This window comes from Streptomyces sp. NPDC020983 (assembly GCF_044333485.1).
Lineage (GTDB): Bacteria > Actinomycetota > Actinomycetes > Streptomycetales > Streptomycetaceae > Actinacidiphila.
This window is the reverse complement of record NZ_JBIRRA010000015.1, coordinates 12,241-32,674: the sequence shown is the minus strand read 5'-3', so window position 1 is coordinate 32,674 and position 20,434 is coordinate 12,241. Positions and strand designations below refer to the sequence as shown.

At 75.7% G+C, this 20,434-nt stretch carries 15 protein-coding genes; all 15 read left to right on the top strand.

The features are described from left to right. The first annotated feature begins 52 nt into the window (after positions 1-52). On the top strand, positions 53-646 hold the full coding sequence (locus ACH4SE_RS28695; protein ID WP_398546403.1) for a TetR/AcrR family transcriptional regulator: 594 nt from the start codon (positions 53-55) through the stop codon (positions 644-646). Positions 647-845: 199 nt separating this feature from the next. Beyond that, positions 846-1,487, top strand: coding sequence for an SIS domain-containing protein (locus ACH4SE_RS28690; protein ID WP_398546402.1), 642 nt, complete (start codon positions 846-848; stop codon positions 1,485-1,487). 5 nt (positions 1,488-1,492) lie between these two features. Continuing rightward, on the top strand, positions 1,493-2,551 hold the full coding sequence (locus ACH4SE_RS28685) for a putative sugar O-methyltransferase (protein WP_398546401.1): 1,059 nt from the start codon (positions 1,493-1,495) through the stop codon (positions 2,549-2,551). Beyond that, positions 2,548-4,362 carry a condensation domain-containing protein gene (locus ACH4SE_RS28680; protein ID WP_398546400.1) on the top strand — a complete coding sequence of 605 codons (1,815 nt, stop codon included), beginning with the start codon at positions 2,548-2,550 and terminating at the stop codon, positions 4,360-4,362. The genes ACH4SE_RS28685 and ACH4SE_RS28680 overlap by 4 nt, the downstream gene beginning before the upstream one ends. Further along, complete coding sequence (locus ACH4SE_RS28675) at positions 4,359-5,681, top strand: glycosyltransferase (protein WP_398546399.1); 1,323 nt, start codon at positions 4,359-4,361, stop codon at positions 5,679-5,681. The genes ACH4SE_RS28680 and ACH4SE_RS28675 overlap by 4 nt, the downstream gene beginning before the upstream one ends. Continuing rightward, the gene (locus ACH4SE_RS28670; RefSeq protein ID WP_398546398.1) at positions 5,678-6,436 is read left to right on the top strand and encodes an HAD family hydrolase; all 759 of its coding nucleotides are present in this window, start codon (positions 5,678-5,680) and stop codon (positions 6,434-6,436) included. The genes ACH4SE_RS28675 and ACH4SE_RS28670 overlap by 4 nt, the downstream gene beginning before the upstream one ends. Beyond that, entirely contained in the window at positions 6,423-9,545 is a 3,123-nt protein-coding gene (locus ACH4SE_RS28665; RefSeq protein ID WP_398546397.1) for a condensation domain-containing protein, read from the top strand. Before ACH4SE_RS28670 ends, ACH4SE_RS28665 begins: the two co-directional genes overlap by 14 nt. After that, positions 9,542-11,107, top strand: a complete 1,566-nt coding sequence (locus tag ACH4SE_RS28660) for a class I adenylate-forming enzyme family protein (protein WP_398546396.1) — start codon at positions 9,542-9,544, stop codon at positions 11,105-11,107. The genes ACH4SE_RS28665 and ACH4SE_RS28660 overlap by 4 nt, the downstream gene beginning before the upstream one ends. Further along, positions 11,100-14,141: an amino acid adenylation domain-containing protein gene (locus tag ACH4SE_RS28655; RefSeq protein WP_398546395.1), complete on the top strand. Its 3,042-nt coding sequence runs from the start codon at positions 11,100-11,102 to the stop codon at positions 14,139-14,141. Before ACH4SE_RS28660 ends, ACH4SE_RS28655 begins: the two co-directional genes overlap by 8 nt. Next, positions 14,138-14,407 (top strand): phosphopantetheine-binding protein, encoded by a 270-nt coding sequence (locus ACH4SE_RS28650; RefSeq protein ID WP_398546394.1) that lies wholly within the window; start codon positions 14,138-14,140, stop codon positions 14,405-14,407. The genes ACH4SE_RS28655 and ACH4SE_RS28650 overlap by 4 nt, the downstream gene beginning before the upstream one ends. 76 nt (positions 14,408-14,483) lie before the next feature. Beyond that, on the top strand, positions 14,484-15,836 hold the full coding sequence (gene ccrA / locus ACH4SE_RS28645) for a crotonyl-CoA carboxylase/reductase (protein WP_398546393.1): 1,353 nt from the start codon (positions 14,484-14,486) through the stop codon (positions 15,834-15,836). A gap of 91 nt (positions 15,837-15,927) precedes the next feature. Next, entirely contained in the window at positions 15,928-17,004 is a 1,077-nt protein-coding gene (locus tag ACH4SE_RS28640; protein ID WP_398546392.1) for a MerR family transcriptional regulator, read from the top strand. A gap of 131 nt (positions 17,005-17,135) precedes the next feature. Beyond that, positions 17,136-17,312, top strand: coding sequence for a hypothetical protein (locus ACH4SE_RS28635; protein WP_398546391.1), 177 nt, complete (start codon positions 17,136-17,138; stop codon positions 17,310-17,312). A 195-nt stretch (positions 17,313-17,507) separates the two neighbouring features. After that, positions 17,508-19,940, top strand: a complete 2,433-nt coding sequence (locus tag ACH4SE_RS28630) for a molybdopterin oxidoreductase family protein (protein WP_398546390.1) — start codon at positions 17,508-17,510, stop codon at positions 19,938-19,940. Further along, entirely contained in the window at positions 19,937-20,425 is a 489-nt protein-coding gene (locus tag ACH4SE_RS28625; RefSeq protein WP_398546389.1) for a hypothetical protein, read from the top strand. The genes ACH4SE_RS28630 and ACH4SE_RS28625 overlap by 4 nt, the downstream gene beginning before the upstream one ends. Positions 20,426-20,434: the final 9 nt, after the last annotated feature.

Genomic DNA, 20,434 nt, shown 5'->3' with positions numbered 1-20,434 from the left:
GTAGGCAGTGTCTAGAAAGTAGTCAATGTCTAGTCGCCGGTAGCATGGGTCCATGGCCCACCGCCCCTTCCACCACGGCAACCTGCGGGCCGTGCTGCTCGACCGGGCGGAGGCCGTGCTCCGCGAGCGCGGTCTCGACGCGCTCTCGCTGCGTGAGCTCGCCCGTGAGGCGGGCGTGAGCCACGGCGCCCCGCGCAGCCACTTCGCCGACCGCAGGGCCCTGCTCGACGCCCTCGCCGAGCGCGGTTTCGCGCGGCTCGCCGACGAGCTGCGGGAGGCCGCCGCGCGGGAGCCGGCGGACCCCGCGCGCACCCTGCGTGCGGCCTGCTCGGCCTACATCGCCTTCGCGGTACGGGAGCCGGCGCTGCTGGACCTGATGTTCGCGGCGAAGTCCGACACCCCGCCGCAGCCGGTGCGCGAGGCCGCGGAGCGGCTGTTCGCCACGCTGGCCGGAATCATGGGTACCGGTGTCGCGGCGGGTGCGTACGACGCAGCCGACGTCGGGCGGCTGACGCTGCTGCTCTCCGCCACCGTGCAGGGCGCGGCGGCGCTGCGCACCTCCGGGCGGATCACCGAGGAGCAGGGAGAGAGCCTGGTCGACGACGCCGTGGCGGTCTTCCTCGCGGGGCTGCCGTCCCGCCGGTAGGGGCCCCGGCGTTCCCGCCGGGCTGCCGGCGGCGCTCGCGCCGGACGAGCGTCCTACGCGTCGCGGAAAGCCCACGTGGTGTCCGAAAACCTTGCCCGCCAAGGTGGTTGACGGTCCGCCACATCCTTTGACAAGATCCCGATTCTTCGGTGAACGAGATGTGACGACGGGGGTTTCACATGCCGGTGGGAGCGCTCCCATGACGATGCTCAACGATGCGGACGGCCGGTCGCCGTCCGCCGCCGCGGAGGCCGCGGCAGCGGTCAAGGGCTACGTCGACGACCTCACGCTGGCGCTCGCGCAGATCGAGGTCGCGGCGATGGCCGACGTCGTCGAGTGCCTCGTCTCGGCGCTGCGCGACGGACGCCGGGTGCTGGTCGCCGGCAACGGCGGCAGCAGCACGGCCGCGCTCCACATCGCCAGCGACCTGGCCGCGGCCGGGCAGGGGTTCGGCCCGGAGCGGCAGGCCGTGGCCCTGACCGAGAACATCGCCCGGGTCACGGCGATCGCCAACGACTACTCCTACGACGAGATCTTCTCCCGGCAGCTCCCCTCCTGGGCCCGGCCCGGAGACGTCCTGCTGCTGCTGAGCGTCAGCGGCCGCTCGCCCAACCTGGTGCGGGCCGCGGTCACGGGCCGCGAGCTCGGGATGACGGTGCTGGCCGCGCTCGGCGCCCCCGGCGACGTCGCCGCGCTGGCGCACCGCCACGTCGTCCTCGGCCAGGCGGACTACGGCCTCACCGAGGACCTGCACGTCTCGCTCGGCCACATGGCCGTCCGCGTGCTGGGCGGTGGCGCGGCCTGCCGCGTCCCGGCCGCCGGCGGCGCGGGCGGGGGGTGAGCGCGATGAGCCGTTTCACCTCGCGGGTCTTCCTGACCGTCCGCTACCTCGTCGGCCTGTTCGGGCTGACGCTGACGCGTACCTCGACCGAACTGACCAGCTTCCGCATCCACGCGGGCCACGGCCGGCACGACGGCTCCACACCGCCGCCGGCCGAGCTGGCAGCCGTCCTGGACGACCGCAACCCGCAGCTGGAGGAGCTGCGGGCGCGCTACCGCCGGCTGGACTCGCCGTACCGGCCCGGCAGCTTCTGGCGCCGCAGCCGCCGGCTGCGCGACCTGAACCTGACGTTCTTCCGCGGCGACAACGCCTACGTGTGGCAGCTGCGCCAGGTCGGCGACAACGCCCGGCTGAAGTTCTTCCTGCTCGCCCAGTACATCAGCCGGCAGGACACCCACAAGCTGCTGGAGCGCACCCGCGAGGACGGCGCCTTCGGCTGCTGGGCCTTCGACTTCCAGGGCCTGCCGACCGTGAGCCGCGACCTGCTGGACTCCGTCAACGAGATGTACTTCCTGGACCGGCACTGGGACCTGCTGTCCCGCAAGGACTTCACCGTCCTCGACATCGGCGCGGGCTACGGCCGCCTCGCCCACCGCATGGCCGAGTGCGTCCCCGGCCTCGCGCGCTACCTGTGCGTCGACGCGATCCCCGAGTCGACCTTCCTCAGCGAGCACTACCTGCGCCACCGCAAGGTGACCAAGGCGACCGTGATCCCGCTCGACGAGATGGCGGACCGGCTCGCGGACGAGCGGCCGGATCTCGCGGTCAACATCCACAGCTTCTCCGAGATGCCCCTGTCCGCGATCGAGGCGTGGGTCGGGCTGGTCGCCCGGCTGGAGGTGCCCGCCCTGATGATCGTGCCCAACGAGGGGGACAAGCTGCTCAGCCTGGAGAACGACTACCTGCGCACCGACTTCACCCCCGTGCTCGAACGCCACGGCTACGTGCTCGCCGCCCGCGAGCGGACGATCGCCGACCCGGACGTCCGCGAACTCGTCGGCGTCGGCGACTGGTTCATGCTCTTCCGGCGCGAGGGCGCGACGCCGGCCCCGGAGGCGTCGTGACCGGCGGCGCGGCGGCGCCCGGGACCGCACCGGACGTCCGCGAGCGCGTGACGCTGGAGTTCACCGGGCTGGACGGCGGCGCCGCCGAGCTGACGTGGGGCCAGCGCTTCGTCTGGGACATCCTGACCGCCCTGGCCCCGCACAACCACTTCATCAGCCTGCGGCTGCGCGTGCACCTGCCGCCCGACGCCACCCGCGAGCGGGTGCTCGGCGCCCTGCACGCGCTCGTCCGCCGCCACGAGGTGCTGCGCACCCGCTTCCCGCTGGGCCCGGACGGCGAGCCGCGGCAGGAGTGCGACGGCCAGGGCGAGCTGACCGTCGAGATCGCCGACACCACGCCCGGCCGGGTGCGGCGGACCGCGGAGCAGGACGAGGACCGGCTGTGGCACGAGCCCTTCCGGCACGCGCGGGAGTGGCCGCTGCGGGCGAGCGTCGTCACCGCGGACGGCAGGCCGCGGCAGGTCGTGCTCGTCCTGTCCCACCTCGCGGCCGACGCGTGGGGCCTGACCGGGCTGCGCGCGGACTTCCTCGCGCTGCTGCGCGGCGGCGGTGCGGAACAGGCGCCGCTGGCCGGCGTCCAGTCGCGGGCCCGCGCGGCCTACGAGGCGTCGGAACCGGGGCGCCGGACGGGCGAGGCCTCCCTCGCCTACTGGCGGCGGGCCCTCCGGACGGCGCCGCAGACCGTCTTCCCCAACCTGCCCGAGCCGGGGGAGGCCCCGCTCTTCCCCGGCGTCGGCCTCCAGTCGGTCGCGCTGGCCGCCGCCGCGCAGGCCGTCGCCGGCCGGCTGCGGGTGAGCCCCTCGGCGGCGCTGCTGGGCGCGCTGTCGGCGCTCCTGGCCCTGCGCAGCGGGACCGGCGCGGTGCCGCTCGCGCTCGCCACCGGCAACCGCTTCACGCCCGCGGACGCCGCCTCGGTGGGTACGTACTACCAGGTCGCCCCGGTGCTCGTCCCGGTGGACGCCGGGTCGCTGGCCGGCACCGTCCGCTCCGCGCACCGGGCCTCCTCGCTCGCGTACCTGCGCGGCAACGGCGACCCGCGCGAGGTCGCCCGGCTGCTCGCCGCGGAGAAGGTGCGGCGCGGGGTCGCCCTCGGGACGCTGAGCACGGTGAACATCGCCCCCGAGGCGGGCCCCGCCGCACCGCTGCCGGAGCGCACCGCCGCCGAGCTGCGGTCGCTGGCCGCCGACACGGTGGTCACCGACCTCGAAGGCCGCGACGAGGAGCAGCTGAAGCTCTACTTCCACGTCAAGGCGCTGCGCTCGCGGGCGGTCGTCGAGCTGTTCACCGACAGCCGGTACCTGGACGCGGCGACCTCGCGCGCGCTGCTGGCCGGACTGGAGACCGTCCTCACCGAGCTGTTCGAGGCCGGTGACCTGGACCTCGCCCGGGTCGCCGGGCTGACGGGCGTCACCCCGCTCCGGCAGCCCGTGGACGCGGCCGTCGCCGACCACTGCCGGATCTCCCCGCACGCGGTGGGCGCCCTGCTCGCCGCACTGCCGGGAACGTCCGCCGCCCGGGTCTTCACCGAGCCGGCCGGCGAGGGGAGCAGCGGCGTGCGGCTGGTCGGCTACGTCGTGACCGAGCAGCCCACGACACCCGAGCGGCTGCACGCCGCCGTGCTCGACCGGCTCGACGGAGCCCTGACCATGGCGCCGCACCACTACGTGCTGTGCCGCGACGCCCCCGACCGGCCGGAATCCCGCGCCGCGTGGGAGCGGATGCCGGTCGTCCTCCAGGGCAGCGGCCGTCCGGGCGACCCGCCCGCGGCCGCGGGCCCGACACCCACCACCGAAGCTCGCCTGGGGGCATGAGCGTGCTGTCCATCATCATCCCGACCTACAACCAGGTCGACTGCCTGGAGCTGACCCTGCGGGCGCTGACCCGCCAGTCGGCCGGCCGGGACCTCTTCGAGGTCGTCGTGGCCGACGACGCCTCCGTCCAGGACGTCCGCGCGGTGGTCCGCCGCCACGAGGACGCCCTCGACGTGCGCTACGTCCGGCACGAGACCAACCGCGGCCGGTCGGCGGCGCGCAACACCGGCGCCGCGGCGGCCCGCGGCGACCGGCTGCTACTCATGGACGCCGATTCGATAGCCTCCCCCGACCTCGTCGAGCGCCACCTGCGCCGGCCCGGCGACACCGGGCCCGAGGTGGTCTACGGCCGCCGTACCGAACCCAGCTGGGGCACCTTCGCGGCGCTCGCGGCCGGTACCCCGCCCGCCGACGGCACGCTGCTGCCGATGGAGGGCGACCACCGCGACCTGCCGCAGACCGACCCGGACGCCTTCGACGTCTACCGGCGCACGGGGTGGATGTTCGGCTTCACCCACAACCTCTCGCTGCCGCGCGACCTCTACGAGGCCGTGGGCGGGTTCGACGAGTCGTTCGTCCAGTGGGGCTACGAGGACACCGACTTCACCTACCGCATCTACCGGCACTTCGGCCGCGACAGCAGCCGCTTCCGCTACGACCCCGCGGCCGTCTGCCACCACGCCCCGCACTTCAGGGACTGGACGACGGAATGGGAGCGGACCAAGCCCGTCCTGCCCTTCCTCGTCGACAAGTACCGGCACTACGACATCGAGTTCTTCACCCACCCCTCGGACAACCACCGCCGGGTCGCCCGCACGCTGCCCTACTACGAGGACTGCCGGGAGTTCCTCCGCGACCACCCCGGGCGGGTCCCCGCCGACCGGGTGGCCAAGGTGCTCGGCCTGCCGGACTCGGCGAGCAGCCTGTGGATCGGCTTCGGCCTGGCCTCCGCGGCCTCCGCGGGCCGCGCCACCACCGTCGACCACGGCGCGCCCTTCGGACCCGGCAACCCGCACCTGTTCGGGGTGCGCACCCACTACCCGGACGGCGCCTTCGACGCCGCCGTGCACCTCGACCTGTGGCGGATGCTCACGCCCATCGACCTGTCGGCGCTGGTCATGGACAGCCTGCGGATCGCGCGCAGCGCGCTGCTCGTCCAGTCCCGGCGGATCCACCGGGACCCCGCGGACGGCATCGGCATGATCGACGACCTCGGCTACCTCGTGTCGATGCTCGGACCCCGCTACGCGGCCGAGATCCGCCACGAGGACGACGAGGTGGCCGTCCTCGCCCTCGCCCCGCGGGAGGACGCCCGATGACCGCCCCGGCACCGGCACCCGTGGCCGCCGTCGCCTTCGACCTCGACGGCACGCTCGTGGACCTGGAGCACTTCCACCACGCCGCGTGGCTCGCCGCCGCCCGGCAGGCGGGGGTGACCCTCACCCGGGAGGAGGCCCTGCAGCGCCTGCCGCACCTCGTCGGCGGCCCCGACCCGCTGGTCGCGGCCGAGATCGCGGCCCTCTCCCCGTCCGGCGCCCCCGCCGAGGAGATCCTCGCGGCCAAGCACCCGGCCTTCGAGGAACTCATGGGCGGCGTCCCGGAGATCGTGCCGCGCGCCGGTGTCCGCACCGTCCTGGAGCGGCTGCGGGCCCGGGGCCTGCCGCTCGCCGTGGGCACCGCGACCGGACGGGACACCGCGCTGGCCGTCCTGCGCCGGGCGGGCCTGCTGGAACTGTTCGGCGAGGCCCGCGTGGTCGCCGCACAGGACGTGCCGCGGCTCAAGCCCGCGCCGGACGTCTACCTGGCCACCGCGCGGCTGCTGGGCGTACCGGCGGAGCGGCAACTCGTCTTCGAGGACTCCGTCACCGGGGCCGCCGCGGCCCGCGCCGCGGGCAGCCGCGTCGTGGCCGTGCCCACCGTGCGCGACCCCGGCTACCTGCGGCGGTTCGACGAGGCGGGGGCCGCTGCCGTGGCCGGGGACTGGGCCGACCCCGGCCTGGCGTCCCTGCTCGACCGCCTGCTCGGCGGCGGCAGCCGCGGCACGGCCGTGGGGGGCGCGTATGTCCGCGCCTGACCGCGAGCCGCCCGCCGCCGACCGCGGTCCGCTGACCGCGGCGCAGCGCCGCCTGTGGTTCCTGAACAAGCTCGACCCGGACGACGCCGCGTACAACATCTCCGCCGCCGTACGGCTGCGCGGCGACCTCGACACCGCCCGGCTGGTCCGCGCGCTCGACACCGTGATCGCCGGGCACGAGAGCCTGCGCACCCGCTTCACCGACTGCGACGGCGAGCCCGTGCAGGAGGTCCTGGCACCGCGCACCACCCCGGTGCACCGCGCCGACGCCGCGGGGGAGGAGGAGCTGCGGCAGGCCGTGGAGGAGCTGATACGGCGTCCCTTCGACCTGGCCGAGGGGCATCTCGTGCGCGTCGGGCTGCTGCGCGCGGCGCCCGACGACCACGTGCTGTGCGTCGTCACCCACCACATCGTCGGCGACGGCTGGTCGCTCAACCTGCTCTACCGGCAGACGGCCGACACCTACCGCGGCACCGCCCCCGCCCCGCCGGGCCTGCGCTACCTCGACCACGCCCGCGCCCAGCAGCCCCCCGGTGACGCGTCGCTCGCGTTCTGGCGGAGAACCCTGGAGCAGCCGCCCGGGCTGGAGCTCCCGCTGGACCGCCCCCGCCCGGCCCGCCGCACCTCGGCCGGCGTCGCGGTGCTGCGCTCCTTCGACGACGGCACCTGGGAAGAGGTGCAGCGCGTCGCGCGCGAGCTGCGCTGCACGCCCTTCATGGTGCTCATGACGGCCTACCAGCTGATGCTCGGCCAGCTCAGCGGCCAGGACGACCTGTGCGTCGCGACCCCGGTCGCCGGACGGGACGACGTGGCGGCCGAGTCGGTCTTCGGCTACTTCGTGCGGATGCTGGTGCTGCGCGCCGACCTGTCCGGTGACGTGACCGTACGCGACCTGGTCCGGCGCACCCGGACCGCGTGCATGGGCGCCTTCACCCACCAGGAGATCCCCTTCGAGGAGCTGGTCGCCGGCCTGGGCCTGCCCCGCGAGCCGGGCCGCAACCCCTTCTTCCAGGCCGTCTTCACCCTGCACTCCACCATGGACGTGTCGGCCACCGGCTTCGACGGCGCCGAGGGCTTCCCCGGCGTCACGGCCGAGGGGTACGGCGACGGGCCGCGGCACACCCTCACCGACATCGCGGCGGACGTCTTCATCACCCCGACCGCGATCAACGCCCGGGCCGGGCAGGACCGGATGGACGTCCTGCTCACGGCGGGGGCCGACGTCTTCACGCCGGAGACCGCCGAGCGCTTCGCCGACCGCTTCGCCGCCGTCCTGCGCGCCGTCCTGGGCGGCCTGGACACGCCCGTACGCGACCTGCCGCTCGTGGGCGCCGACGCCGAGGCCGAACTGCTCCGGCTCGGCACCGGGCCGGCCGTGCCCGGCGGCCCGCCGCTGCTCGCGGCCGTGGAGGCGGCCGTCGCCGCCGCGCCCGGCGCGGTCGCCGTCCGCAGCGGCGCCGACGAGGTCGGCTACCGGGAGCTGTGGGAGCGTGCCGGGGCACTCGCCGCCGACCTGCGCGCGGCAGGCGTCGAGCCCGGCCACCTGGTCGGGGTGAGCCTGCCGCGCGGGCCCGGGCAGATCGCCGCGCTGCTCGGCGTCTGGCGGGCCGGGGCCGGCTACGTCCCCCTCGACCCCGCGCTGCCGGGGCGCCGCAGGGACGCGATGACCGAGCAGGCCGGCGTGGCCGCCGTCGTGACCGCCACCGGTGTCCGGCCGGGTGTGCGCAGCCCGGTGCGGGCGGCGGACCCGGCCTACGTCCTGTTCACCTCCGGCTCCACCGGTACGCCCAAGCCCGTCCTGGTCGGCCGTGCGGCCCTGCGCGAGCGCGCCGCCTGGATGGCCCGGGCGTACGGGCTGGGCCCCGCCGACCGTGTCGTGCAGTTCGCCGACCTCGGCTTCGACACCCACGCCGAGGAGATCTGGCCGGCGCTGTCGGCCGGCGCCACGCTGGTGCTGCTGCCCGGCGGGACGCGGACGCTGCCCGACGTGCTCGCCGCCGACCCGGACGTCACCGTGCTGGACCTGCCCACCGCCTACTGGCAGGCACTGCTGGACCTCGACCCGGCCTGGCCGCGGGCGCTGCGGCTGGTGATCCTCGGCGGCGAGCAGGCCGACGCCTCCGCGGTCGCCCGCTGGCGTGAGCGGCACGGCGACCGGGTCCGGCTCGTCAACACCTACGGCCCGACCGAGGCCGCGATCATCGCCACCGCGACCGACCTGACGGCCGCGGACGCCGTTCGGCGCCCGCCCGTCGGCTGCCCCGTCGGCGGGGTGCGCGCGTACGTGCTGGACGCCGCCGGGCGCCTCGTGCCGCGCGGCGCCGCGGGCGAACTGCACCTGGCCGGCGGGCTCGCCGACGGCTACCTCGGCCGACCCGACCTCACCGCCGAGCGCTTCGTCCCCGACCCGCGCGGCGGCGGGCTGATGTACCGCACCGGCGACCGCGTCCGCTGGCGCACCGACGAGCCCGTGCTCGAATTCCTCGGCCGCCTCGACCGCCAGCTCAAGGTGCGCGGCGTGCGCATCGAACCCGGCGAGGTCGAGGCCGTGCTGACCGCCCACCCGGCGGTGGGCCAGGCCGTCGTCACCGCCGTGGACCAGCTGCTCGTCGCCCACGTCACCGGCAGCGCCACGGCCGAGGAGGTACGCGCCCACGCCGCCGAACGGCTGCCCGCGCTGCTGGTGCCCGGCGCCGTCACGGTGCTGGACGCGCTGCCGCTCACCGCCAACGGCAAGGTCGACCTCGCGGCGCTGCCCGCCCCGGCCGCGGGCGCCGCCCGCGGCGCCTTCCAGCCGCCCCGTACCGACGCCGAGCGCCTGGTCGCGGAGATCTTCGCGGAGCTGCTGGGGATCGGACGGGTGGGCGTCTTCGACGACTTCTTCGCCCTCGGCGGGCACTCACTGCTGGCGGTGCGGGCCACCGGCCGCCTGCGCGCGTCGGTGGGCCTCGACCTGCCCGTCCGCCTGCTGTTCGAGCAGCCCACCGTCGAGGCCTTCGCGCGGGCGGTGGAGGCCGAACTCGTCGCCGAGATCGAGCGCCTGACGGACGACGAGGCGGTCGCCCAGCTCGCGGACACCGCGGCACCGACCGAGCAGGGGGCGCGATGAGCACGCCACGACCGACGGCGGCCGGCCCCCGCGCGGCCCTCACCGTGCCGCGGCTGCTCGCCGCCCGCGCGGCCGCCCAGCCCGACCACGTCGCCGTGCGCCAGGCCGACGGCACCCTCTCCCTGCGCACCTGGCAGGCCCGTACGCAGGCGATCGCCGCCGGGCTGCGGGCGGCGGGAGTGCGGCCGGGCGACCGGGTCGGGCTGCTCTACGGGGCGCGGGACTGGATCGCCTACGCCTGCTCCTACACCGGCGTGCTCGCCGCCGGAGCCGTCGCGGTGCCGATCTCCACCCGCACCGCGCCGGCGGAGGCCGCCTACATGCTGGAGCACAGCGGGGCGACCGCCCTGCTGCACGGGCCCGGCGCCGAACGCTTCGACATCCCCGTGACGCTCCGCTGGGGCCCGCAGGACGTCGACGCGCTGCCCGACGCCGGGCCGGTCGAGGGGCCGCGCCCCGGCGACCCCGCGCAGATCCTCTACACCTCCGGGACCACCGGGCGGCCCAAGGGCGTGCTCGCCGCGCACGCCAACCTCACGTACGGCATGCGGCTCGACCCGCCGCTGCGGACCCTCGCGCACTCCCGGCTCTTCCTGCACGCCTTCCCGATCGGCACCAACGCCGCCCAGACCATGCTGTTCAACGCGCTCACCGCGCATCCCGGGATGCTGGTCACCGCGCGCTTCGCGCCCGACCCCTTCGCCCGGCTGATCGAGCAGCACCGGGTGGGCAGCGTCTTCGTCGTCCCGGCGATGGCGATCGAGCTGCTGGCCTCCGGTGCGCTGGAACGGCACGACACCTCCGGCGTCGCGCTGTTCGGCTCCACCGCCGCGGCGCTGCCGCCGAGCGTGGCCACCGGTCTCGCGGCCGCGCTGCCCGGCGCGACGATCGTCAACTACTACACCTCCACCGAGGCCGCGCCCACCCAGACCAGCATGATCTTCAGCCCGCAGCGGCCCGCGGCCATCGGCCTGGCCGCGGCGGGCGGCGCACTGCGGGTGTGCGACGAGGAGGGGCGGCCCTGCCCCGCCGGCGTCACCGGCGAGGTGTGGATGCGCAGCGCCGGCGGCGCGCCCCGCTCGTACCTCGACGACCCCGGCGCCACCGCGCAGGTCTTCCGGGGCGGCTGGACGCGGATGGGCGACATCGGCTACCTGGACGCGGACGGCTACCTCTTCCTCGTCGACCGGGAGAGCGACGTCATCAAGAGCGGCGCGGACAAGGTGTCGACCATCGCCGTCGAGGCGGCACTGCACGAGCACCCGGACATCGTCGAGGCGGCCGTCCTCGGCCTGCCCGACCCCGTCCTCGGCCGGGCCCCGGCCGCCGTGCTCGTCGCCACCCGCGAGCTGCGGCTCGCCGAGGTGCGCCGCTTCCTCGCCACCCGGCTGGCCGCCCACGAGCAGCCCAGCCGGATCGCGCACATCGGCGAGCTGCCGCGCAACGCGGGCGGCAAGGTCGTCAAGCACCGGCTGCGGGAGCTGTTCGAGCCCGTGGCCGCAGCACCCGCAGCAACAGGCACGGGTACAGGCACAGGAGAGGAAACGGCGACACATGGCTGAGGCAGCGACCGGCATCCCCATGACCCCCGCCCAGCAGGGTCTGTGGTTCGCCGAGCGGGCCATCGGGGCGTCGGCGGCGTATCTGGTCCCGGCGATCGTGACCGCACCGGACGGCACCGGGGCCGCCGCCCTGGACGCGGCCTGGGCCGCGCTGGCCCGGCGGCACCCGCTGCTCGCCGCGACCGTCACCGAGACGGACGGCGAACCGCTGCTGGTGCCCGGAGCCCCGGCCCCGGTCGCGCACCGCGCCGTCACCGCCGGCCGGCTCACCGCCGAGCTGGCCGCCGAACTCGCCACCGGCTTCGACTTCACGGACACCGGGGCGCCCGCCGGGCCCTTCGCCCGCTGCACCGTGCTGAACGTCGACGACGGGCGCACCGTCGTGATGGCCGTCGCCCACCACCTCGTCCTGGACGGGCTCGGCCGCGACATCCTCGTCGCCGCCCTCGGCGCCGCCGTGCGCGGCCGCGACCTGGGCAGCGGGGACCTCGGCACCTTCGACACCCTCGCCAGGGCGCAGACCCGGCGGGTCGCCGCCGCCCTGCCCGCCGCCCGCGACTTCTGGTCGCGGCGGCCCGTGCCGCCCTCCGACGCCGTCCTGCCGGGGCTCGCCGCCACGCCCGCCGCGGCCGAGCCCGCCACCCACCTCGACCTCGGCTGGACCCCGGAGCTGGACGCCGCCCTCGCCGCGGGCAAGGAGGCGCTCGGCGTCACCCGCTTCGAGGTGCTGCTCGCCGGGATCCACGCGCTGCTCGCCCGCTACGGCAACCCGCTGGTGTCGGTCGCCGTGGACGTGTCCACCCGCACCCCGGAGACCGCGGGCGAGCTGGGCATGTGGGTCAGCGAGCTGCCCGTCACCCTCGCCGCCGCACCGGAGGCCTCCTTCGCCGAGCTGGCCCGCGCGGTGCGTGCCGAGGCGCGCGCCGTCTACGGCCACCGGGAGGTGCCCTTCGGCCGCGCGGTGACGCACCTTCCGCCACGGCTGGCGATGGCGCCGGTGTCCACCAGCTACATCCGGCTCGGCGCGGAGTCGGACGGGCAGGCGTCCTCCCCGGTGGACCGGCTCTTCGCCACCGCGACCGTCCGCGCCGCGATGCACCTGCACTTCATCGACACCCCGGAAGGCCTCACCGGGCGCATCCACATCCCCACCCGGCTGCTGCCCGCCGCCGACGGCGAGCGCGCGATCGCCCACTTCCGCGCGCTGCTCGCCGCGGGCCTCGCCGACCCCGACCGCCCCGTCGGCGACCTCGACCTGCTCCTGCCGGCCGAACGCGCCCTGCTGGCCCGGCTCGACGGCCCCGCCCGGCCGCGCCCGGCCGCCACCGTCCTGGACCGCGTCCGGGACGCCGCCGGGGCCACGCCCGACGCCGTCGCCGTGGAGAGCGGCGGCAGCACCCTGAGCTACCGCGAACTCGTCGCCGCCGCGCACCGGGTGGGCCACGGGCTGCGCCGCCGCGGCATCGGCGCCGGCGACGTCGTCGGCCTGTGCGCCCACCGCGGCACCGAACTCGTCGCCGGGCTGCTCGGCATCCTCGCCGCCGGCGCCGCCTACCTCCCGCTGGACCCCGCCCTGCCCCCGGCCCGGCTGGACTTCCTGGCCGCCGACGCCGGTACGAAGCTGGTCCTCGGCCACGCCGACGCCCTGCCCGGCGTCGCCGCGAGCCCGGCCGAACCGCTGCCGCTGGACGGTCTCGCCGCCTTCGCGGACGAGCCGGAGACCGCGCCCGCCGCCACCGACCCGGACGGCCTCGCCTACGTCATCTACACCTCCGGCTCCACCGGCCGCCCCAAGGGCGTCGAGGTCGGCCACGCGGCCCTCGCGAACCTCGTGGCCGCCGTCGGCGAGCTGACCGGCGCCGGACCGGCCGACCGCTGGCTGCAGCTCACCAGCCTGTCCTTCGACATCAGCGGCCTGGAGCTGTTCGCCCCGCTCACCTCCGGCGGCCGGGTCGTCGTCGCCGGCGACGCGGCCGTCCGCGAGGGCGCGGCGCTCGCCCGGCTGATCGGCGACGCCGGGATCACCCATGTGCAGGCCACCCCGTCCGGCTGGCAACTGCTGCTGGACGCCGGCTGGACCGGCGCGCCCGTCACCGCGCTGTGCGGCGGCGAGGCACTGCCGCTGCCGCTCGCCAGGCGGCTGCGCCCGCTCGTCGGGCGCCTCGTCAACGTCTACGGCCCGACCGAGACCACCATCTGGTCCACCGCCGACGACATCCCCGCCGACCCCGACCGGATCACCCTCGGCGGCCCGCTCGCCAACACCGCGCTGCGCGTGCTGGACGACCGGCTCCGCCCCGTGCCGCCCGGCGTCCCCGGCGAGCTGTGCATCGGCGGTGCGGGGCTCGCCCGCGGCTACCGGGGGCGGCCCGACCTCACCGCCGAGCGCTTCGTCACGGGCCCGGACGGCCGCCGCTGGTACCGCACGGGCGACCGCGTCGTCCTCGGGCCGGACGGGCGGCCGGAGTTCCTCGGACGCCGCGACGACCAGATCAAGCTGCGCGGCCACCGCATCGAACTCGGCGAGATCGAGCGGGTCCTGCAGGAGGCGCCCGGCGTCGCGCAGGCCGCGGTCGCCGTCCACGGCGGCGAGCTGGTCGCCTACCTCACCGGCGGCGCCGACCCCGCCGCCGTACGCGCCCGGGCCGCCGAGCGGCTGCCGCGCTACATGGTCCCGCGCGACCTCGTGCCGCTGGACGCGCTGCCGCTCACCTTCAACGGCAAGCTCGACCGGGCCGCACTCCCCGCGCCCGAGGCGCCGGCCGGCGCGCCCGCCGGCCCGGCCCCCGAGGGCGACGCGGACCTGACCGAGGTCGTGGCCGGCATCTGGCGGGAGGTGCTGCGCGTGGACCGGATCGCGCCGGACACCACCCTCTTCGACCTGGGCGGGCACTCGCTGACGATCATGCAGATCACCGCCCGCATCCGCGACCGGCTCGGCGTCGACGTCCCCTTCGACGCCTTCTTCGACACCCCCACCGTCGAGGGGGTCGTCGCCACCGTCGACGAGCTGCTGCAGGAGGAGAGCGCATGACCGCCCCCGCCACCCCGGACTCCGGACTCCACCACGAGCTGGCCGGCCTCGTCGCCGAGGCCAGTGACGGGCTGATCAGCCCCGCCGAGGCGCTGGAGGAGCCCGAGTCGCTGGGTCTGCTGGGCCTGACCTCGCTGGGCTTCGTCCGGCTGATCCAGGCCGTCGAGCTGCGCTACGGCGTCGCCGTCGGCACCGACGACGACCTCACCGCCCTCGACACCGTGCCCGCGCTCGCGGAGTACCTGCGCGCGCAGGGCGCCGCGTGACGCACCGCAGACCGGCGGCGCCCGGACGGCGCGCCGCCGGCCGACCAGCCAGGACAACCGCAAGAAGAGGCAGGCAGTGAAGGACATCGTCGACGCCGTCGTCTCCGGCCGCACCGGGGCCCGGGACATCGCCGCCCTGCGGCTGCCCGGCAGCTACCGGGCAGCGACGCTGCACAAGAGCGAGGCCGGCATGTTCGAGGGCATGGCCACCGCCGACAAGGACCCGCGCAAGTCGATCCACCTGGACGAGGTGCCGGTGCCCGAGGTCGGCCCCGGCGAGGCGCTGGTCGCGGTCATGGCCAGCTCGATCAACTACAACACCGTCTGGTCGGCCATCTTCGAGCCCGTCCCCACCTTCGCGTTCCTGGAGCGCTACGGGCGCCGCGGCGAGCTGGCCCGGCGGCACGACCTGCCCTACCACGTCATCGGCTCCGACCTCGCGGGCGTCGTGCTGCGCACCGGGCCCGGCGTGACGCGGTGGCAGCCCGGCGACGACGTCGTCGCGCACTGCCTGAGCGTGGAGCTGGAGTCCGCGGACGGCCACGGCGACACCATGCTCGACCCGGAGCAGCGCATCTGGGGCTACGAGACCAACTTCGGCGGCCTGGCCGAGATCGCCCTGGTCAAGTCCAACCAGCTGATGCCCAAACCCGGTCACCTGACGTGGGAGGAGGCCGCCGCCCCCGGCCTGGTCAACTCCACCGCCTACCGGCAGCTCGTCTCCCGCAACGGCGCCGCGATGAAGCAGGGCGACAACGTCCTCATCTGGGGCGCCAGCGGCGGACTCGGCTCCTACGCCACCCAGCTCGTCCTCTCGGGGGGCGCGACCCCGATCTGCGTCGTCTCCAGCGAGCACAAGGCGGCGATCTGCCGGGCGATGGGCGCGGAGGCCGTCATCGACCGCAGCGCCGAGGGCTACCGCTTCTGGCGCGACGAGCACACCCAGGACCCGAAGGAGTGGAAGCGCTTCGGCGCCCGCATCCGCGAACTGACCGGCGGCGAGGACGTCGACATCGTCTTCGAGCACCCCGGCCGCGAGACCTTCGGCGCCAGCGTCTACGTCACCCGCAAGGGCGGCACCGTCGTCACCTGCGCCTCCACCTCCGGCTACACCCACGAGTACGACAACCGGTACCTGTGGATGTCCCTCAAGCGCATCGTCGGCACCCACTTCGCCAACTACCGCGAGTCGTGGGAGGCCAACCGGCTGATCGCCAAGGGGAGGATCCACCCCACCCTCTCCCGTGTCCACCCGCTCGCGCAGGCCGGCCAGGCCGCGTACGACGTGCACCGCAACCTCCACCACGGCAAGGTCGGCGTGCTGTGCCTGGCCCCGCGCGAGGGCCTCGGGGTGCGCGACGAGGAGATGCGCGCCCGGCACCTGGACGCCATCAACCGCTTCCGCACCGACCGGTCCCCGGCCGGCTGACCCTCCCCGCCGCCCCTGTTGACCTTCACCCTGGGGGAGGACCCAGCATCGGCGGTGCCGGGCGACAGCGCCCGGTACGAGGAGGGCGGGCATGGAGCTGCTGACCATCGGCGCGTTCGCGCGGGCCTCCCGGCTGTCGCAGAAGGCGCTGCGCCTCTACGACGAGCTGGGCCTGCTGGCCCCCGCACGCGTCGACCCGGCCACCGGCTACCGCTACTACGCGCCCGGGCAGCTGGAGCAGGCCCGGCTCGTCGCGTGGCTGCGGCGGCTCGGCATGCCCCTGGCCCGTATCCGGCACGTGTGCACCCTGGAGACGGGGCAGGCCGCGCAGGAGGTACGCGCCTTCTGGGCCGGGGTCGAAGCCGACACCGCCGCGCGGCGGGACCTCGCCGCCTTCCTCGTCGGCCACCTCTCGGGGAAGGACCCGTCCATGTCCACGACCACCGCACCGCTCGCCATCCGCTACGCCGCCCTCTCCGACCGCGGCCTGGTGCGCGAGCGCAACCAGGACACCGCCTACGCCGGGAGGCGGCTGCTGGCCGTCGCCGACGGCTACGGAGGGGCGGGCGCCGGGGCCAGCGCCGCCGCCGTCGGCGTCTTCGAGCAGCTGGACGCCGCCGCCCTCCCGGCCGGTGAGCTGCTGGGAGCCCTGGAGGACGCCGTCGAGCAGGCCGTACGCGCCGTGGACGGCGCCGCCGAGGCCGCCGACGCCGCCGAATCCGGCACCACGCTCTCCGTGATGCTGTGGACCGGGTCGCAGCTCGCCCTCGTCCACATCGGCGACTCCCGCGTCTACCTGCTGCGCGACGGCGAGCTGTTCCGCATCACGCACGACCACACCGTGGTCCGCGCGATGGTCGACGACGGCCGGCTGAGCCCCGACGAGGCCGCCTCCCACCCCCAGCGTTCGCTGCTGGTCCGCGCGCTCGGCGGCGGCGCCGACGCCACCGCCGACCTGAAACTCCAGGACGCCCGGCGCGGCGACCGCTACCTCCTGTGCTCCGACGGCCTGCCGGCCGCCGTCCCCGCACAGGAGATCCACCGGGTGCTCGCCTCGGTCCCGGAGCCCGAGCCGGCCGTCAGGGAGCTGGTCGCCCTCGCCAACGGCCGCGGCGGCCCCGACAACGTCAGCTGCGTCGTCGCGGACGTGGTGGAGGGCCGGGGGTAACCGCGGCCGGTCCGTCCCGGGCGGCTGCGCGGGAGCCGGTGGGGCGCGTACTGTTGCGGGCGACACGCATCGGCGCCCGCCCCGGCTCTCCTCCCGGGCGGGCCGAGTGGGGGAAGAAGGGTGCGTGCCCGATGGTGATCGGGCTCCTCTCCGCAGTCGCCGCCGTGCTCTACGGCGGCACGGTCTCCGTCCTCGCCTTCACCGCGACCTTCGCGCGGCGCCCCGCGCTGCGCCGCGCGGCCCGCAGCACCCTCGCCGTCCTGGTGAGGGACGCGGCGGAACGAAGGGGGGCCGGCCCGCTCGCCTGATGACGGTGGCACCCCGCGCGGCCCCGGCGGGCGGCGGGACGGGCGCCGGCGGGGTCCGGACGGGGCTCCCGCCGGTCCGGACCTCCCGTCACGCGCCGGGCGCGCGGACTGCGGCGTACGGGCGAGAGCAGGAAGGTTTTCCGGCCGGCCGGGTATCCGCAGGGGACAGCGCGCAGGAGAGGAAGTGACCGACCGGTGCGACCGACGGCAGACCGTATCGCGGACCCGTGGGGGACCAGGACACCCGTCCCGCAGGGCGGCGAGTGGCCCGAACGGGTGGACGTCCAGCTCGCCGACGGCCTCGCGCCCGCGGACGTGGACAAGTGGGTGCGTTCGGCCTCGCTCCTGCACTCCAACGGCGACGCCATGGACATCGCCGTGGCCGGCGGCCGGATCGTGGGGGTGCGCGGCCGGGCCTCCGACCGGGTGAACCGCGGGCGGCTCGGCCCCAAGGACCTCTTCGGCTGGCAGGCGAACAACGCCTCCGACCGGCTGACCCGGCCGCTGGTCCGCGAGAACGGCCGGCTCGTCGAGAGCGACTGGGACACCGCCATGGAGCGGATCGTGAGCCGCTCCAGGGACCTGCTGGCCGCATCCGGTCCCGGCTCGCTCGCCTTCTACACCTCCGGCCAGCTGTTCCTGGAGGAGTACTACACCCTCGCGGTGCTGGCCCGGGCCGGTATCGGCACCAACCACGTCGACGGGAACACCCGGCTGTGCACGGCGACGGCGGCCGAGGCCCTCAAGCAGAGCTTCGGCTGCGACGGGCAGCCCGGCTCCTACGCGGACGTCGAGCACGCCGACACCATCGCCCTGTACGGGCACAACGTGGCGGAGACGCAGCCCGTGCTCTGGATGCGGATGCTGGACCGGCTGGAGGGCGCCGACCCGCCGCGCCTGCTGGTCGTCGACCCCCGCCGCACCCCCGCGGCCGCCCGCGCCGCGGTCCACCTCGCGCTGCGCCCCGGCACCAACCTGGCGCTGATGAACGCGCTGCTCCACGAGATCGTCCGGCGCGGCGCGGTCGACGAGCGGTACGTGGCCGCGCACACCGTCGGTTTCGACGAGCTGGCCGCGCAGGTCGCGGACTGCACCCCGGCGTGGGCCGCCGGCATCTGCGGCGTCCCGGCCGCACGCATCGAGGAGGCGGCGGAGCTGCTGTGCGGCGCCCGCCGCCTGATGTCGACCGTGCTCCAGGGCTTCTACCAGTCGCACCAGGCGACCGCCTCCGCCGTCCAGGTGAACAACGTGCACCTGCTGCGCGGCATGCTCGGCCGCCCCGGCTGCGGCGTCCTGCAGATGAACGGCCAGCCCACCGCGGAGAACACCCGCGAGTGCGGCGCCAACGGCGACCTGCCGGGCTTCCGCAACTGGGACAACGAGGCCCACGTCGCCGACCTGGCACGGGTCTGGAACGTCGAGCCGGAGGCGATCGCCCACTACGGGCCGTCCACGCACGCCCTGCAGATCCTCCGCTACGCCGAGCAGGGCAGCGTGAAGATGCTGTGGATCAGCGGCACCAACCCCGCCGTCTCCCTGCCCGAACTGTCCCGCGTCCGCGCGGTGCTGCAGCGCCCCGGGCTGTTCACCGTGGTGCAGGACATCTTCCGCACCGAGACCGCGGAACTGGCCGACGTGGTGCTGCCCGCGGCCACCTGGGGCGAGAAGACCGGCTGCTTCACCAACGCCGACCGCACCGTCCACCTGTCCGACAAGGCGGTCGAACCGCCCGGTGAGGCGCGCGCCGACCTGGACATCTTCCTGGACTACGCGCGCCGGATGGACTTCCGCGACAAGGACGGCGGCCCGCTGGTCACCTGGCACGACCCGGCCGCGGCCTTCGAGGCGTGGAAGCGGTGCAGTGCCGGCCGCCCCTGCGACTACACGGGCCTGTCCCACGAGCGCCTGCGCGCCGCCCCCGGCGGGATCCAGTGGCCCTGCAACGACGAGCACCCGGACGGCACCGCGCGGCTGCACGGCGACGGCGTGCAGTGGGCGCACCCGGACGTGTGCGAGAGCTACGGCAAGGACCTGGTGACCGGAGCGGAGATCACCGAGGTCGAGTACCGCTCGCTCAACCCCGACGGCAAAGGGCTGCTGCGTGCCGCCGCGTACAGCCCACCGCACGAGGCACCGGGCGGCGCATACCCGTTCTGGCTCACCACGGGCCGCACCCTCTACCACTTCCACACCCGCACCAAGACCGGGCGCGTCCCGCAGCTCGACGCCGCGGCCCCCGAGGTGTGGGTCGAGGTCAGCCCGCCCGACGCCGGGGAACTGGGCCTGGCCGAGGGCGATCTCGCCGAGGTCGCCACCCCGCGCGGCAGCGTGCACGCCCGGGTCCGCGTCAGCGGGGTGCGGCCCGGCGTGCTCTTCCTGCCCTTCCACTACGGCTACTGGGACGTTCCGGGGGTGGGGGAGGACGGCGGCCGGCACCGTGCGGCGAACGAGACCACCGTCACCGACTGGGACCCCGTCTCCAAGCAGCCGCTGTTCAAGTCCTGCGCCGCGCGTATCCGGCTGCTGGAGCGCGGCGACGGCAGCCCCGCCCCCGCCCCCGCGGTCGCCGCCTCGGCCCCCGTGCCCGCCGCGTCCCCGGCCCGTTCCCGGAAAGGAGACCGCCCGTGAGCGGCATCGGCCTCACCCTGCGCGCCCTGCACCACGGCGAGCGCGCCCTCGCGAGGGAGCTGCTGCGCGTGGCCGAGCGGCACCGCACCGACCACGAGGTGCACCACGTCGCCACCGACCTCGCCCGCTGGTCGCAGGAGCACACCGAACGCCTCGCCGGGACGGGGCGGCACCACGGGCTGGACCTCGGCGGCTCCGGCGGCGAGCCCCCGGGCTTCCTGGAGGCCGTACGGGAGAAGGCCGCGCAGGCCGCCGGGCGGCGGCCCGAGCCCGCCCTGCTCCTGCTGCACGACCTGCGCGAGCTGCACCTGGCCGCCGCGGGCAACTCCGTGTACTGGGACATGCTGGGCCAGGCGGCCCAGGCCGCACGCGACCAGCGGCTGCTGGAGCTGGCGGCCGACTGCCACCCGCAGACGCTGCGTCAGATGCGCTGGGCCCTCACGATGGTCAAGCAGCTGTCGCCGCAGGCCCTCCTCGCCGTCTGAGCCCGGCCG

Excerpts from the sequence above, each read along its gene's own strand:
- ACH4SE_RS28695 (WP_398546403.1), top strand. The coding sequence starts at position 53 with ATGGCCCACCGCCCCTTCCACCACGGCAACCTGCGGGCCGTGCTGCTC.
- ACH4SE_RS28690 (WP_398546402.1), top strand. The coding sequence starts at position 846 with ATGACGATGCTCAACGATGCGGACGGCCGGTCGCCGTCCGCCGCCGCG.
- ACH4SE_RS28685 (WP_398546401.1), top strand. The coding sequence starts at position 1,493 with ATGAGCCGTTTCACCTCGCGGGTCTTCCTGACCGTCCGCTACCTCGTC.
- ACH4SE_RS28675 (WP_398546399.1), top strand. The coding sequence starts at position 4,359 with ATGAGCGTGCTGTCCATCATCATCCCGACCTACAACCAGGTCGACTGC.
- ACH4SE_RS28670 (WP_398546398.1), top strand. The coding sequence starts at position 5,678 with ATGACCGCCCCGGCACCGGCACCCGTGGCCGCCGTCGCCTTCGACCTC.
- ACH4SE_RS28665 (WP_398546397.1), top strand. The coding sequence starts at position 6,423 with ATGTCCGCGCCTGACCGCGAGCCGCCCGCCGCCGACCGCGGTCCGCTG.
- ACH4SE_RS28660 (WP_398546396.1), top strand. The coding sequence starts at position 9,542 with ATGAGCACGCCACGACCGACGGCGGCCGGCCCCCGCGCGGCCCTCACC.
- ACH4SE_RS28655 (WP_398546395.1), top strand. The coding sequence starts at position 11,100 with ATGGCTGAGGCAGCGACCGGCATCCCCATGACCCCCGCCCAGCAGGGT.
- ACH4SE_RS28650 (WP_398546394.1), top strand. The coding sequence starts at position 14,138 with ATGACCGCCCCCGCCACCCCGGACTCCGGACTCCACCACGAGCTGGCC.
- ACH4SE_RS28640 (WP_398546392.1), top strand. The coding sequence starts at position 15,928 with ATGGAGCTGCTGACCATCGGCGCGTTCGCGCGGGCCTCCCGGCTGTCG.
- ACH4SE_RS28635 (WP_398546391.1), top strand. The coding sequence starts at position 17,136 with ATGGTGATCGGGCTCCTCTCCGCAGTCGCCGCCGTGCTCTACGGCGGC.